This is a genomic window from Tardiphaga sp. GW822-FHT04G09, assembly GCF_058800725.1.
In genome coordinates this window covers 283,216-298,272 of record NZ_JBXAMO010000001.1, presented here as the reverse complement: position 1 = coordinate 298,272, position 15,057 = coordinate 283,216, and the positions used below count along the sequence as shown (strand labels likewise).

The window sequence follows — 15,057 nt, the reverse complement described above, 5'->3', positions numbered from 1 at the left end:
CGCCTGAGTCCGTCAATAAGTTCGTCGAGCGACAATAACACCAAGGCCGCCGAACTGAATTCTCAAATTCCGGCGATCTGGGGAATGCCCGGCATTCTCTTGCCCGGGCACTCATCCTATATAGGGCCCAGGTCCACGAGCGCCAAGGGCATGATCCGGGCGCTTGAGGGCACAGTTAAGGTCCGAATCAGATGCTGAACGACATCTATAACAAGCGCATCATCGAGCTCGCCGGTAACATTCCCCGGCTGGGCCGCCTCCCTGCCCCCGATGCGTCAGCCACCGCCCATTCCAAGCTGTGCGGATCGACCGTGAAGATCGACCTTGCCATGGATGGCGACGTGGTCACCGACTTCGCCCACGACGTGAAGGCCTGCGCCCTTGGCCAGGCCTCGTCGTCGATCATGGCGAGCCATGTAGTCGGCTCGACAGCCGAGGAATTGCGGGCGCTGCGCGAGACCGTGCGCAAGATGCTGAAGGAAAATGGCGCACCACCATCGGACGAAAAATGGGCAGATATCGCCCTGCTCGAACCCGTACGCGACTACAAGGCGCGCCACGCCTCGACGCTGCTCACATTCGACGCGGTCGTGGATGCCATCGGGCAGATCGAGGCCAAGTCAAACGCCGGAGCCAGCCAGCCGACGCCGGCGTAACGCCAGTGCGGCTATTTCCCTGACGGTGCCGATACGACGCCGCCGGTCGGCGTCGAGGCCTCGGCCGTCTTGGTCGACTTCGTCGAAGACGCGACCGGGGTGTTTTCGTTTTCCGGCCCGCTCACGAAACGATCCTGTACCGACTTCGGCACCAGCGACGCGACCGGGGTCTCCTGCTCGCGCGACACCGGTAACACATCGGCCACACTATGAGTGGTGACCAGATTGGTCAGCTTCAATTCGGTTTCCGTAAGCCGATGCAGATCATCCCATGGCGGCACGCTGAGCGACAATGACAAGAGATCGCCCGTGCCTCCCATATCGAAGGTGTATTTGGCGAGACGGCCGATATCCCGCTCGACGATCACCAGATCGTTCGCCGTATAGCTTGCAGCCTTCGGATCGTCGGCGCGGTCGCCCATCCAGATCTGATGGACGCGCACATGGGATTCCTCGGGCACATAGCGGGTGTCACCCGCCAGCAGCAGGAACACGCACATGGATTCGCAATAGGCCTGCGGCAGCACTGCGGATTTCATCACGCCGGAGGACGATTGCAGGTCGATCGTGATTCCGACGGTGGTGCGCAAACCGAGCTTGCGCCACCGCCGGCCCATGGTGATGGCGTCATTGACCGAGCCGCCGCTGGAATCCAGCACAACAGTGGCGCCAGTCAGGTCGCGGGTCTTGGCGAATTCATCGAAGTCCTTGACGGTGTCGCTTGTCACGATGCCAACCGCCCCGATCCAGCCGCGGCAATTCGGCTCGCAGGCGATCCAGGTGAAGCGCATCGGGAGTTTGCGTTCTTCGAGAACAGCTGCAGCTTGGGCAGAGGACGTGACAGACGCCAGCAACCCGGACGAGAAGCTCACGAGAACGATGCAAAGCGTCGCGACGCGAAACAGCGCCGAACTGCCTGATCGAAGCGACCTCATACGTCCCAAGTCCGTTCCTTCCCGCACTCTCATGAGCAATGGCAACGGCACCAAACAACGCTCATGATTCTGTCACACGGGCGTCAACTGAAAACCTAACGGGCTTCGCCGCGGCGTCCAGTTACTTTTGCTGCACTGCATGCGATAAATTGGCAGGTGTGTCCCTGATGCATAAGTAGGCGGGTTCCATGCAAAGGAACCGAGCAAAACCCGGCTGATCTGATAGCAATCGACCATGAAACATTCATCCATGTGCCCGAACTGCGCCGGTACTATTCAGCGGCTGCCACGCAATGCCGGTCGCGGCATGATCTGGATATACCGTCACACGCTGTCGCCACTGGTCGGATACAATTGCCGTCACCTCCCGACTTGCTCGGTCTATGGCGACGAAGCGATAGAACGCTACGGATTGTGGGCCGGTAGCTGGATGACGCTGGCGCGGCTGCTCCGCTGCCAGCCATGGGGCACTTCGGGTATCGACAACGTGCCGGCCAAGCTGTCGCCCGATGCGCGTTGGTACGCACCCTGGCGCTACGCACGCTGGCGCGGCGTCAATGACGGCGCAAACTAGAAGCTGGCGCAGACACTGCTGACCTTTGTGAGCACGGACTGCTGACCGAACTGCCGCTTATAGCTTTCCGCGACGGCAACGAGATCGGCGCGTTTCCGTGCGTCGTCGCCGAAAGTGATCAGAACGACCTTTGCACGCTCCCGGACATCAACGTTGCGCGCGCCATCGCGCCACTGCCCGTCTCCATTGATGACAGTAAGACCATCGGGAAAGCGGGGCGTGATTTCCCTCGCGACGAAATTTGAAAATGCAGATTCGCTGATACCAGGTCGATCGCCAATGTTGCGGCCGAAAATCATCTCCGCAGAAGCCATCATGCGCGACGGCGGAAGGCACACTTGCGGCAGCAATGCACAGCCGCTCATCAGCGTGCTGATCGTTAGTGCAGCAACGCATGCAAAAAACAGTTGGCGGACATGTCGCAGCACACCGAACCTCAAATTATCAGAGCTATTTTTACGAAATGCCTGCCGGCGGGATTGTTGAACAACATTTGATACCATAGGGTGCGGCCACTTCATCTCGCCAATTCATCTTCACTCAACATCATTGCTCGGGGCACGCAGGTGGAAGACGGCCTATACGAAGTACATTTTCACACTATTCATGGCACAGGGACCGGCGTTGTCTATGCAACCGGCGGAAAGCTGCGCGGTGGAAATTCCGCTTTCGCCTTCATGGGCAACTATCAAAACAGAGGCGAGACCATCTCCGTCAAGGTGTCATCAAAACGATACAACCCGGATCAGAGCCTCAAGTCGGTGTTCGGCTTTGAAGGTGTCACGCTGGCATTGACCGGCCGCGTCAATGGCGACCTGCTCGATTTCGAAGGCAGCGCGCTGCAATTGCCCGGCGTGCCGTTCAAGGCGCAACTGACCCGCATCTGCGACTAAGCGACGCGTCCGGACATTCTACGACTGAACACGATGGCCACCAGTGCCATCGTCAGGAAACCCATCGCGACAAACCCCGAAGCGTGGAAGTATCCGCCGGCGAACAGCGCGCCTCCGATGCCCGATCCGATCGCCTGGCCGACATAGAGCATCGACGTATTAAGCGAGACCGACGCCGCTCCGGCCGACGGCGCGGCTCCAATCAGCCGCACCTGCTGCATCGAGGTGATGGCACCGAAGCCGAGCCCCCAGATCGCAACGCCGAGCGCCATCACCGGCAGCAGGCCGGCGCCGAAACCCCACACCGTCATGCCAGCAAGCACCAGCGACGTGGACAGGATCGACGTATTGAGCGCGCCCCAGCCATCGACGATCCGCGTCGCGGTCATGATGCCGAGGAAGCCGCAGACGCCATAGATCGCGAAGACGAACGCGGCCGCATCGTGGCCTGCTCCGGCGAGCCGCTCGAGCAGCGGAGCCATGAATGTGAAGATCGCGAATTGCCCGGAAATCTGCAGCGTGGTGATAATCAGCAGCAGCACGACCAGACGGTTGCGCGCCAACGAAGACCAGGTGCTGAGATCGACCGGCACGCCGAACAGCCCGCGTGGCAGTCGCCACGCCAGCAGCACAAAGCTCAGGCAGCTCATCACACCGACGCATGCATAAACCTCACGCCAGCCGTAGCGGCTGGCAATAAAGGTCACCAGCGGCAGACCGACTGCAGCCGCCAGCGTCCAGCCAAGAAAGACATAGGCGACGCTGCTGCCACGCTTGTCTGGAGACACCAGCATTCCGACAGTGCCGGCGGCTTGCGGTGTGTAGGGGGCCGCCGCAATGCACATCACCAGGCGGATCACCAGCAGTGCCGCGTAGTTCGGCGCGAATGCCGATGCGAGATTGGCCACTGCCACCACCGCGATCACGCCCAGCAGCAGGTGTCGCCGCTCCATCCGACTGGTCAGCCACGACATCAGGGGCGAGCAGATACACAACATGACCGCGCCGAAGGTGATCAAAAGCCCCGCTTCACGGATGGTGACACCCAGGCCCGCCGACAACTCGCCGAGCATCGCCGTCGGCGCCAACAGGCCAATACCGGTGACGAAATTGCCGATCATGAGTGCGGTGGGGGCGTAAGGGCGCGCGACTGTCAAGATGTCGCATCTTATGAATGCAATTGCATGCAAGTCAAACCTGCCCGCCAGGCATGCAAATCCGGTCAGCCAGACTGGTGTTGCAACGCCCGAATCGGCTGCTATACCGCTCGTCCGCTTACCTGCGCCCGTGTGCAGGAGTGAGCCACAGGAGAGAAGACATGACAGAGAATGAAGGGTCGGGATTCAAGTTCGGCCTCGCCAACCTCACCCCCGCCGAAACCAACAACATCACCGTCACTTTCCCGGACGGCGCCAAGCGTGAATTCGCCAAGGGCACGACAGGCTTTGAGATCGCCAAGGGCATCTCGCCGTCGCTGGCCAAGCGCACCGTCGCCATGGGGCTGGACGGCACCGTCACCGATCTGAACGATCCGATCGAGGCCGATGCCAAGATCGATTTCATCAACCGCGACGACCCGCGCGCGCTCGAGCTGATCCGGCACGACGCCGCCCACGTGCTCGCCGAAGCCGTGCAGGCGCTGTGGCCGACGACGCAAGTGACCATCGGCCCCGTCATCGAGAACGGATTCTATTACGACTTCTTCCGCGAAGAGCCGTTCACGCCCGAGGACTTCGGCGCAATCGAGAAGAAGATGCGCGAGATCATCGCGCGCGACAAACCCTTCACCAAGGACGTCTGGGACCGCGAGAAGACAAAGCAGGTGTTCCGCGACAAGGGCGAAGCCTTCAAGGTCGAACTGGTCGACGCCATTCCCGGCAACGAGCCGATCAAGATCTATTACCAGGGCGACTGGTTTGATCTTTGCCGCGGTCCGCACATGACCTCGACCGGCAAGGTCGGCAACGCGTTCAAGCTGATGAAGGTGGCCGGCGCCTATTGGCGCGGCGACAGCGACAATCCGATGCTGACGCGCATCTACGGCACCGCCTTCGCCAAGCAGGAGGACCTCGATGCTTATCTCAAGCAGATCGAGGAAGCCGAGAAGCGCGACCACCGCAAGCTGGGCCGCGAACTCGACCTCTTCCACTTCCAGGAAGAAGGTCCGGGCGTCGTGTTCTGGCACCCCAAGGGCTGGACCATCTTCCAGGCGCTGATCGCCTATATGCGTCGTCGTCTCAATGGCGACTACAGCGAAGTCAATGCGCCGCAGATCCTCGACAAGGTGTTGTGGGAGACCTCCGGTCATTGGGAGTGGTACCGCGAGAACATGTTCGCGGCGCAGTCCGCCGGCGACGAAGCCGAGGACAAGCGCTGGTTCGCGCTGAAGCCGATGAACTGCCCGGGCCACGTGCAGATCTTCAAGCATGGCCTGAAGAGCTACCGCGACCTGCCGCTGCGCCTCGCCGAATTCGGCGTGGTGCATCGCTATGAACCATCGGGCGCCATGCACGGCCTGATGCGCGTGCGCGGCTTCACCCAGGACGACGCGCATGTGTTCTGCACCGAGCAACAGCTCGCTGACGAATGCCTGAAGATCAACGACCTGATTCTCTCGACCTATTCGGACTTCGACTTTGGCGACATCGTCGTCAAACTCTCGACGCGGCCGGATAAGCGTGTCGGCACCGATGAGATGTGGGATCACGCCGAGCGCGTGATGGCCACCGTGCTGTCGGTGATCGAGAGCCAGTCCGGCGGTCGCATCAAGACCGAGATCAGCCCGGGGGAAGGCGCATTCTACGGACCGAAGTTCGAATATGTGCTGCGCGATGCCATCGGACGCGACTGGCAGTGCGGCACCACACAGGTCGACTTCAACCTGCCGGAACGCTTCGGAGCGTTCTATATCGATGCAGATGGATCGAAGAAGGCACCGGTGATGGTGCATCGCGCGATCTGCGGCTCGATGGAGCGTTTCATCGGCATTTTGATCGAGCACTTCGCCGGCAACTTCCCGCTCTGGCTGTCGCCGGTGCAGGTGGTGGTCACCACGATCACCTCGGAAGGCGATGAATACGCCAAGGTCGTCGCCGCGGCCGCGCGCAAGGCTGGCCTCCGCGTCGAGATCGATCTGCGCAACGAGAAGATCAACTACAAGGTCCGCGAACACTCACTGGCCAAGATCCCTGCTCTGCTCGTCGTCGGCAAGAAGGAAGCCGAAACCGGTCAGGTCTCGGTGCGTCGTCTCGGCAGCGATGGCCAGAAGGTAAGCTCGCTCGAGGAAGCGCTCGCCGCACTGGTCGACGAGGCGACGCCGCCGGACGTGAAGCGAGCGCGGGCGGAGGCCTGACCCGATGAGCGACGATGAGGAGATTGAGATCGAGGCCTATCCGCTCCGATCCTATCAGTTGATCCCGGATCCGAACCGGCCGGACGTGGTCGCGCTGGCATTCGAAACGGAGCGCGGCCATAGCCTCTATCTGGCCTCGCGGGCCGTGCTGGAGGATCTGGGCCGCGATCTGCTGGACCGTGCTGCGAAGATGCCGGAGCACAAAACGGTCAGCTAAGCGGATGCGCGCGATCATAATCCGTCTAAATGAGCAGGGCCCGCCTCGTGGCGGGCCTTTTCGCGTGGTAAGCGGTCATTAAATCCTGCAAATTCTACGCATCCTCATCTGTGAGAACTGCCCGTGCCCGACATCATCGATTTCCTGAAGACCCGCCGCTCCGTCAAGCCGCGCGAGATGTCAGGCCCCGGTCCCTCCTCCGCCGAGCTTGAGACCATCCTGACCATCGGCGCGCGCGTGCCGGACCACGGCAAGCTGGCGCCATGGCGCTTCATCATTTTCGAGGGCGACGCCCGCAAGCGCGCCGGCAACCTCATCGCCACCGTGTTCGCACGGAAGAATCCCGATGCACCGGTCGAGGATATCGAGGCACAGAAACACAAACTGACGGAAGCGCCGCTGGTGATCGGCGTGGTGAGCATCATCAAGCCGCATCCGAAGATTCCGCCATGGGAGCAGGAACTGTCCGCAGGCGCGAGCTGCATGAATATTGTGTCAACCGCCACTGCGATGGGCTATGGCGCCAACTGGCTGACCGGCTGGATGGCCTATGACCGCGACGTGCTCGAAGGCCTCGGCCTCGCCGCCAATGAAAGACTGGCGGGCTTCATTCATATTGGCGGCAAGCCCGACAGGGTGATCCAGGACCGACCGCGTCCCGAGCTCAAGGATCTTGTGACGCGCTTCTGAGCTCCAGTTATGCGGCCTGGGACGCCTGGCTGCCAAACCGGCGCAGCAGGCTCTCGATTTCCGACGCGGGCTTTGCGGGGCTGAACAGAAAGCCCTGCACCTCATTGCAACCTTCCGCGCGCAGCCAGTCGAGCTGATCGATCGTCTCGACACCCTCGGCCGTTGTCGTGATGTTCATGCTGCGACCGAGCCCGGAGATTGCGCGCACGATGGCGACACAATCCGGCCGTTCGATCAGGTCCTTCACGAACGACCGATCAATCTTGATCTTGTCGAACGGGAAACTGCGGAGATAACTCAGACTCGAATAGCCGGTGCCAAAATCATCCATGGAGATGCGGACGCCCAGCGCGCGCAGCTGATGCAAGATGGCCAGGTTGGCTTCAGTTTCGGCGAGAAACACCGACTCGGTGATTTCCAGCTCAAGACGATGCGGCGACAGGCCGGAATAGGCCAGCGCCGCCACCACGACCTGCACCAGATTGCGGCTGCGGAATTGCACCGGCGATAGATTGACCGCCACCTTGATATTGTCCGGCCACTTGGCTGCTTCAGCACAGGCTTTGCGCAATACCCACTCCCCCAGCGCGACGATGAGGCCGATATCCTCAGCCACTGGAATGAAATCCGCTGGCGAGATCATACCCTTGTCGGGATGTTTCCAGCGCAGCAGCGCTTCGAATCCGGTGATGCGATCAGCGGCAAGGTCGACCAACGGCTGGTAGTGCAATTCAAAGTCGCCATCGGCGAAAGCGCTGCGCAGATCGAGCTCCATGTCGCGGCGCTTCTGCGCCTGGCGATCCATCTCGCGCTCGAAGAAGCGATGCACACCGCCGCCTTCGGACTTGGCCCGATACAGTGCCATATCGGCATTGCGCATCAGCTCTTCGCTGGTATCGCCATCGCCCGGTGACATGGCGATACCGATGCTGGCGCCGATCACGACCTCGACGCCGTTCATGTCATAGGGGGCGCTGATGATCTCAATGAGCCGTGCAGCAAAATCATTGGCTTCATTGGGCGTGATATCGGCAGCCAGCACCACAGCGAATTCGTCGCCGCCGAGCCGCGCCGCGAGATTGTTGCCGCGCACCTCGGCACGCATTCGTGTCGCGACCATTTTCAGCAGCCGGTCGCCCATCGGATGGCCGAAGGAATCATTTACATTCTTGAACAGGTCGAGATCGATGCACAGCACCGCGACATGCTTGCTCTGATCGTCGTGATCGAGCGCCTGGGCCAGACGCTCCTGATAAAAAACACGATTCGGCAAATCCGTCAGGGCATCGTGATGCGCCATATGCGCCACGCGCGCTTCGGCCTTGCGACGTTCGGTGATATCGACGACAGCCACGAGGAAGCCATCGCGGCCTTCGAACATCACGCGACGGCCATAGGTCAGCACCTCGATCTCGCTTCCGTCAGCCTTCAGGTGACGCCAGTTGCGATCCGACTGATAGATATCTCCGAGCTGCATCAGCGCACGCGTGTGAATCTCCCACTCGTCGCGCGGCCAGATTTCCTTGAGCTGCATGCGCAGGAAGGTGGCGCGGTCGTATCCGTAATGCGCGACAGCCGCGTCATTGACGCTGAGAAACTCCATCGTCTCCGCATCGAACACCCACATCGGCATCGGATTGCTGTCAAACAGCAGCCGGAACGAGGCTTCGCGGCGCTTGATGTCGGTGACATCGGAGACCGTGAGGGACACGAGATCGCCGAAGGCCGTCGCGCTGAGCCGAAGGTTGCGATCATCACTGTCGATCTCGAGCTGACCGCTCTGACCATTGGCGATCATGGACAGCAGCCATTTCGTCACGCTTGGCAACGACAGCGCATGGCCGCCTTCGTTCAGCCTGCGCCACTGAAGGTCGGCGGGTGATACTTTCAACAGGCGCGAAGCGCCCTGATTGTGATGCACGATCTGGAAGTCAAAAGCCTGGCTTGCGGAATCCCGGATCGCCGCAAGCGACACGATGCCTTCGTCCGTCGACGAGAAGATCGCATCGACCAGATTGTAGCGGGTGCCCTGCTCGTTGACATAGACGCCGACCAACCGCCCCCCCCAGCGTGACGCTGTCGGCAGCGCCAGAATGTCATAGGTGTGGACGAGACCGTCACGCACGCAGTGCGCCACCATCAGATGTGGCCGATGGGCCTGCAACGCGCAGCTCGCGGCCTCCGTTAGCGCACGCACGCAATCAGGCGCCAGCACGTCGAGCGGAATGTCCCAGCGATCATCACCCAGCCACTGCTGCACATAGCGGCCGCTGCGTGACACTTCGAGCGTCTCGCCCTCGACCTTCAGCAGCACGATGTGATCGGCCATGCGCCCAAGACTGCCGAGCATCACTTCTTCATAGCCGGGCAGAATCTGTCCGGGACGAACGGCTGCCCGCCATTTGCGTTGCAAGGCGGGAATATCGTCGAACAATTTGACATCCGGGCTTCCGGATAACTGTCTTGCCGCGGTCACGACATCCCCTTCGTAGCACTGTAGCGATACTTGCTAATCGGGCTACCGAGATTAACGTCATGTAAACGTTCCGAGGCCGTAGACGGCAATGACGCATTGTGACGCGACAAACTGGCACGATGGTTAGTTGGCGATTCAGGACCATGACAAGCGCATGACAATTCATTCGCGTTTGAGGCGTGTTGTCTGCAACGAGATCTTTTCTCTGGAAGATTGTTGAGTAGCTGGCAAGCAGCAGTTAGCGCGCGATGACTTCGATCTCGCCGTCGACGCCGTTCACGACGTTGAAGGGGCGCTCGAACACCTTGCCTTCGTTCTTGGCGATGGCGCGATATTCGCCTTCTGCAAGGGTCACGCGCGGGAAGGCGCCGATCGATTCCTTGATGACGTCGCCGGCCGGCGTGATCACCGACCATGCGGTGTTGGCCAAGGCCTCGCCGCCCTTGTCGCTTACCAGCTTCATGGTGATGACCGCCGCGCGATGCGTGATCGTCACGTCGGTAAGCTTGCTCGCCTGCACGCGGATGTCGGAGCGCACCACCGAATTGGCGTCACCGTAATTCGAGATGATGTAGTAAGTACCTTCCTGCAGCAGCACGACATCGCCGGCAGGAACGCTCGGCAGCAGCGGCGTGCGCTCGCCGCCTTCGAACTGGCTGCCCTTGTAGATCGAGAACGAGATCTGGTTCTGCGGAATCTTTGTGGTGCCGACGCGGCCCTCGATCCGCAATCCGCCGGCGGGCAGCACAAACGCTTCGCGATCGGTATCGGACTTGACGGTCACAGGCCGCACCGCGCTGACCAGGCCGAGCGCCACATGCACCACATAGTTGCCCGGCGGCAGCACGATGTTGGGCGTCGCGCCGCGATCCTCGCGGATCAGCTTGAAGGCACCGGTCTCGTCCGGCCTATCCGAATAGACCCGCCAGACCAGCCCGCTATTGATGACCGGCATATCCTTGCCATAGCGCGCCGTCAGCGCCAGCACGCCCTGTGCGGGCCCTGTTGGAGCAGCCTGGACCGGCGACGGTACAGGCGGAGTGACATTGGCAACCGGCGGCTGCGTCAGCGGCGCCGGCAACAGGGGCGTGGAAGCAGGACCGGACGGCGGCGCGAGGCTGATGGCCGGACCCGACGGGACATCCGGGATCGAGCCCGGCGGAACCGGTGCCGGACGGTCCGAAAAGAACTGCGCGGATGCGCTCCGGGGCAAGGCAACAGCCTGCAGCAGAGCGAGGGCCAGCACCATAGCCAGCCGTCCACTCCGGCCGGATGTTCGCAAATCATGGCCCCATGCAATCATCGTCATGCTTTTCACTGAAAACGTGACAAATTCAAGCCTTGACGCGGCCGTACCGCCGCCAGACCCACAATCGCGTGAGGCCCCCAGGAACCGGTGCATCGTGCGATAACGGGTCGTTCTGCAGTCACATTTGGTGCCTAATCCTCGCAAACGCGACATAAATCATGAATTAGCTACCGTCTGGAATGATGGCGCTGCTGCATTTAATATCGGCGACGTCGAGGAGCTTTGTGTGCTGGAGATTCTGATGGGGCGCAGCCAGAATGGCGCGAACGGTCGCGACAAGCCTGGTTTGGGAAGCGTTCGACGTCCGATCATTGGTCTGGCGCTCGGCGGCGGTGCGGCGCGCGGTTTCGCCCATATCGGCATCCTGCGCACTTTGCTTGCCCATGGCATCGTCCCGAACGTCGTGGTGGGGACGTCGATCGGCGCCGTAGTTGGCGGATCCTACGCTGCTGGCCATCTCGATACGCTCGAGGAATGGGCCCGCGGCCTGCAGCCCCGCAATATTCTCAGCTATCTCGACATCCGCCTGAACGGTTCTGGCCTGATTGGCGGCAACAAGCTCGCCGCGCAGCTCGAAGCGTCGCTGGGCCATACGCTGATCGAAGACCTCCCGCTGAAATTCGCCAGCGTCGCCACCGAGGTTCGCACCGGCCATGAAATCTGGCTGACTCATGGTCGCCTGGTCGATGCGATGCGCGCGTCCTATGCGCTGCCGGGGATCTTCTCGCCAGTTCTGGTCGGAGATCGCTGGCTGGTCGACGGCGCGCTGGTCAATCCGGTGCCGGTATCGGCGGCGCGCGCGCTGGGCGCCGAGATCGTCATCGCAGCCAATCTCAGCAACGACGTGTTTGGCCATTCGACCACGATTTTCGACCATGGCACGGGACCGGAAGTGGCCGAGACCGTCATCGAAGTCGAGGAGCCAAAGCGCGGTTTCAGCAAGTTCTTCTCGGCCGAGCGCACCATGAAGCGCGAATTCTTCGGCGGCGGCGGACGACCGGGCATCTCCACGGTGATGGTCGATGCCTTCAACATCATGCAGGATCGCATCACCCGCGCACGCCTTGCCGGCGATCCGCCGGATCTCCTGATCGCACCACGCGTTGGCCGCATCGGCTGGTTCGATTTCCACCGCGCTGAAGAGATGATCACACTCGGCGCACGTGCCGCAGAACGCGCCGTCGAGTCCATTCAAGAGGCGATCGAAATCCTCGCCCCCGAAGTGGCCAACTCACCTGCGCCCGTCGTTGCACAGAAGCCGACCACTTCGCAGGGCTGAGCGCAGCGGCTTCAGGCTGTCGCGATATATTCGCGCAGTGCTTCCTGTTCGCGTTCGAATTCGCGCACACGAAATTTGACGACGTCACCTATCGAAATCAGGCCAACGACCTTTTCGCCCTCAATAACGGGCAGATGCCTGAATTTTCCGGTCGTCATCTTTTCCATAATTGCACCGACCGTGTCGGACGGTTTGCAGCCAATGACCTTGCGCGTCATCACGGCGCTCACGTCTTCATCCAGCGCCGCGGCGCCGCGCTCTCCGATCACCCGCACGATATCACGCTCGGACAGGATACCATCGATGTTGTGATGGCTCATCACCAGCACGGCGCCGATCTTTCGCTCTGTCAGCAGTTGTACCACCGACGAGACCTTGTCGTTCGGCGAAACGCTGATGATCTGGTGGCCTTTGGAATCGAGAATTGCACGTACCGTCATTGTCGCCTCCTGAGTCGACCACGCCCTTTGTCGGGCGCGATCTTTCATTCTTGGATCGTCAGACAGATGCAGTGTAGCAGCGCATTTCAACAGTCGTTCAGATGTGGTGATCGAACTGACGCACCGCTCACGCCGGGAACGGATCGGCTTCAAGGCCGAACCTGCCCACGTAAGTCACCTGTCGAATACATAATGATGGATCAAATGCGTCGGCCTCGCAAGAAGCCGGTACGCGCTCAATGCAGGTCGGAGATGTCGGGAGACGACGCCTGCGAACCCGTGCGCTGCAACCGCGGAATGGGGTCGAACAGCGAGAACAGCAGCAAACCGGCGAAGAAGCCGCCGATATGCGCCTGCCATGCAACGCTCGCCCCTTCCGCACCGATCGCAATCGAGCCAACGCCAAAGATGATGTTGACGCCGAACCATACCGCCAGAAATCCGATCACGCGCGGATCGCGTAGCGCACGCAGCAACGGTAAAGCGGGCACACGTGCCGCTTCATCGGCGTCGCCGCGGTTGAATGACAGGAAACTGCCGCGCACGAAGGCAAAGCGGATGGCCGCGGCCATCGCGCCGGAGACCGAAGCCGAGGCGCCGATCATCGGGCCAAGCGCGTGTTCATGGGTGACCAGATGTGCAGCGGCGCCAGCCACAGCCGTCACCGCCATGAAGATGAAGAAGCGGACCGTGCCGAAACGCCGCGCCAGCGCGCTGCCGAACGGCAGCAGCCACAACACGTTGAAACCGATATGGCTGAGATTGGCGTGCAACAGGGAGTAAGTGACGAAACTCCAGACCTTGGCGCCATTGCCGCCGGGAAACGGCATCGACAGTAGGGTCTGGTCGTAGCGCTTCGGAATGAAACCGAAGACCTCGATGGTCCAGTATTCCAGATCCAGCGGCAGCGACATGCGAATGATGTGAATGATCGCGAGAAGCCCGACATAGGCGGTCAATGCGCCCGGCAGGGTCAGGATCGGTTCACGCTGGGGAACGGGGGAATCCGAGGGGTCCAAGGGGATAAAGGCCTGTCAACGGCTCTGGCGAGCGATGCTTCAGATAGGCGGCTTTGGCGGTGCGGTGCAAGCTCAGGATCGCCGCAGGACAGCAAACCCGTTTCAAAAGAAAAGGGAGAGCCTCTGAGAAAGGCTCTCCCCCGGTCCGTTTTGATCTTTTCCCGCGAATGGATGTCCCGGTGTGCCGGACAAGCCGACATCCCCACCCCTCCCCGCGTGACGACCAATTCTGTTTTCAGCCACCTGTCTATCGAAGCGCGTCACGAACTGCTGGAGACAGTCCGCTCCGCTCTGGAGTGAGCAGGAGACTACCGGCAATCCCCGCGTTGCCAAGCACATGCTTAACTTAGAGTTAACGGCGAACCGCCCACCCCCTCCGAAACCGGATGCTTAATGAGATCCTTAAAATCATAGTAAACTTAACCTTAACGCCGGATACCCCGCCCGAACGCGGTGGAAAACGCGGCTTCGGCATGGACGCTGCAATGACTGATCTGCACAACATGTAGCGGCGAGCAGTGGATGGATTCGGGACAGAAATGTCCCCGATCCACTGCAAGCCGGGTCAGGATCAGGCGAATGAAACATCCATCCAGCCGCGCGTTTTTCGCCTATTGGGACGACAAGCGTGGTTTTGCGCGCGCTCCCGACCGGAGCGAGCTGGAACCCGGTCCCGTGCGCGAATTGCTCGGCGACATCTTCGTGCTGTCCTATGACAAGCCCGTCGAATTCCCGTTCCGCGTGGCCGGCACAAGAGTTTGTGCCCTGCTCGGGCGCGACCTGAAAAACCAGCCATTCCCGTTACTGTTCGCACCGGAATGCCGTGACGAGATCCGGGACATGGTCACCGTCGTATCCGAGGAGCAGCTCGTCGCCGTCGCGGGCGTGACCGCAATGACCGAATTCGGCCAGAAGGCGCATCTGGAACTGCTATTGCTGCCCTTTGCGGCACGCGCGCATGCGCCCATCAGCCTGACCGGTCTGCTGGCGCCCATGTATGAGGTCCGCGGCCGGCTCGGTGCGTTCCAGCTCACTTCCTTCCGCTATCTCGCCCACCAGCCGCAGCGCTTTGCGCCGCGCGCCCTGCGCAAGCTGCAGGCTGCCCGCGGCCTGATGGTCTATGAAGGGCTGAGCTGAGTAGCTTTCTGCGCTTCGCACATTCTAAGTGCCGCGCAGAACAATCACGCCACCTGGTTGCGCCACGCCGGTATTTGCTA

Annotated in this window: 15 protein-coding genes; 8 read left to right on the top strand and 7 right to left on the bottom strand. The window is 61.1% G+C overall.

All coding sequences use genetic code 11. The features are described 5' to 3' along the window. The first annotated feature begins 191 nt into the window (after nucleotides 1-191). Complete coding sequence (locus AC1RLZ_RS01350) at nucleotides 192-656, top strand: iron-sulfur cluster assembly scaffold protein (protein WP_493187174.1); 465 nt, start codon at nucleotides 192-194, stop codon at nucleotides 654-656. Between the two features lie 11 nt (nucleotides 657-667). On the opposite strand, the gene AC1RLZ_RS01345 is transcribed toward AC1RLZ_RS01350, so the two are convergent. Then, nucleotides 668-1,591 carry a COG3904 family protein gene (locus tag AC1RLZ_RS01345; protein WP_493187173.1) on the bottom strand — a complete coding sequence of 308 codons (924 nt, stop codon included), beginning with the start codon at nucleotides 1,589-1,591 and terminating at the stop codon, nucleotides 668-670. A 235-nt stretch (nucleotides 1,592-1,826) separates the two neighbouring features. Between AC1RLZ_RS01345 and yidD the strand changes: the two genes are divergently transcribed. Continuing rightward, nucleotides 1,827-2,165 carry a membrane protein insertion efficiency factor YidD gene (gene yidD, locus AC1RLZ_RS01340; RefSeq protein ID WP_493187172.1) on the top strand — a complete coding sequence of 113 codons (339 nt, stop codon included), beginning with the start codon at nucleotides 1,827-1,829 and terminating at the stop codon, nucleotides 2,163-2,165. On the opposite strand, the gene AC1RLZ_RS01335 is transcribed toward yidD, so the two are convergent. Then, complete coding sequence (locus AC1RLZ_RS01335) at nucleotides 2,162-2,686, bottom strand: DUF3574 domain-containing protein (protein ID WP_493187171.1); 525 nt, start codon at nucleotides 2,684-2,686, stop codon at nucleotides 2,162-2,164. The genes yidD and AC1RLZ_RS01335 overlap by 4 nt on opposite strands. On the opposite strand from AC1RLZ_RS01335, the gene AC1RLZ_RS01330 reads away from it, so the two are divergent. Next, on the top strand, nucleotides 2,672-3,058 hold the full coding sequence (locus AC1RLZ_RS01330) for a hypothetical protein (protein ID WP_493187170.1): 387 nt from the start codon (nucleotides 2,672-2,674) through the stop codon (nucleotides 3,056-3,058). The genes AC1RLZ_RS01335 and AC1RLZ_RS01330 overlap by 15 nt on opposite strands. On the opposite strand, the gene AC1RLZ_RS01325 is transcribed toward AC1RLZ_RS01330, so the two are convergent. Next, nucleotides 3,055-4,179, bottom strand: coding sequence for an MFS transporter (locus AC1RLZ_RS01325; RefSeq protein WP_493187517.1), 1,125 nt, complete (start codon nucleotides 4,177-4,179; stop codon nucleotides 3,055-3,057). The two genes, AC1RLZ_RS01330 and AC1RLZ_RS01325, sit on opposite strands and share 4 nt — an antisense overlap. 197 nt (nucleotides 4,180-4,376) lie before the next feature. Between AC1RLZ_RS01325 and thrS the strand changes: the two genes are divergently transcribed. The 3 genes from thrS to AC1RLZ_RS01310 all read left to right on the top strand — a co-directional run bounded on the left by thrS (nucleotide 4,377) and on the right by AC1RLZ_RS01310 (nucleotide 7,317). Beyond that, nucleotides 4,377-6,410, top strand: a complete 2,034-nt coding sequence (thrS, locus tag AC1RLZ_RS01320) for a threonine--tRNA ligase (RefSeq protein WP_493187169.1) — start codon at nucleotides 4,377-4,379, stop codon at nucleotides 6,408-6,410. Nucleotides 6,411-6,414: 4 nt separating this feature from the next. Next, nucleotides 6,415-6,627, top strand: a complete 213-nt coding sequence (locus AC1RLZ_RS01315) for a hypothetical protein (protein ID WP_493187168.1) — start codon at nucleotides 6,415-6,417, stop codon at nucleotides 6,625-6,627. Nucleotides 6,628-6,750: 123 nt separating this feature from the next. Further along, nucleotides 6,751-7,317 (top strand): nitroreductase family protein, encoded by a 567-nt coding sequence (locus tag AC1RLZ_RS01310; protein ID WP_493187167.1) that lies wholly within the window; start codon nucleotides 6,751-6,753, stop codon nucleotides 7,315-7,317. A 7-nt stretch (nucleotides 7,318-7,324) separates the two neighbouring features. Here AC1RLZ_RS01310 and AC1RLZ_RS01305 read toward each other — a convergent pair whose 3' ends face one another. Continuing rightward, nucleotides 7,325-9,793, bottom strand: a complete 2,469-nt coding sequence (locus tag AC1RLZ_RS01305; RefSeq protein WP_493187166.1) for a putative bifunctional diguanylate cyclase/phosphodiesterase — start codon at nucleotides 9,791-9,793, stop codon at nucleotides 7,325-7,327. 238 nt (nucleotides 9,794-10,031) lie between these two features. Next, complete coding sequence (locus tag AC1RLZ_RS01300; RefSeq protein ID WP_493187165.1) at nucleotides 10,032-11,102, bottom strand: RgsD C-terminal domain-containing protein; 1,071 nt, start codon at nucleotides 11,100-11,102, stop codon at nucleotides 10,032-10,034. A 226-nt stretch (nucleotides 11,103-11,328) separates the two neighbouring features. Between AC1RLZ_RS01300 and AC1RLZ_RS01295 the strand changes: the two genes are divergently transcribed. Next, entirely contained in the window at nucleotides 11,329-12,381 is a 1,053-nt protein-coding gene (locus AC1RLZ_RS01295) for a patatin-like phospholipase family protein (RefSeq protein WP_493187164.1), read from the top strand. Between the two features lie 11 nt (nucleotides 12,382-12,392). On the opposite strand, the gene AC1RLZ_RS01290 is transcribed toward AC1RLZ_RS01295, so the two are convergent. Together AC1RLZ_RS01290 and AC1RLZ_RS01285 are read right to left on the bottom strand one after the other, a co-directional pair. After that, nucleotides 12,393-12,821, bottom strand: a complete 429-nt coding sequence (locus AC1RLZ_RS01290; protein ID WP_371424591.1) for a CBS domain-containing protein — start codon at nucleotides 12,819-12,821, stop codon at nucleotides 12,393-12,395. 236 nt (nucleotides 12,822-13,057) lie between these two features. Then, on the bottom strand, nucleotides 13,058-13,840 hold the full coding sequence (locus AC1RLZ_RS01285) for a rhomboid family intramembrane serine protease (RefSeq protein WP_493187163.1): 783 nt from the start codon (nucleotides 13,838-13,840) through the stop codon (nucleotides 13,058-13,060). Between the two features lie 579 nt (nucleotides 13,841-14,419). Between AC1RLZ_RS01285 and AC1RLZ_RS01280 the strand changes: the two genes are divergently transcribed. Beyond that, a complete protein-coding gene (locus AC1RLZ_RS01280) occupies nucleotides 14,420-14,977 on the top strand; it encodes a PAS domain-containing protein (RefSeq protein ID WP_371424560.1) in 558 nt (185 codons plus the stop codon). Nucleotides 14,978-15,057 lie beyond the last annotated feature (80 nt).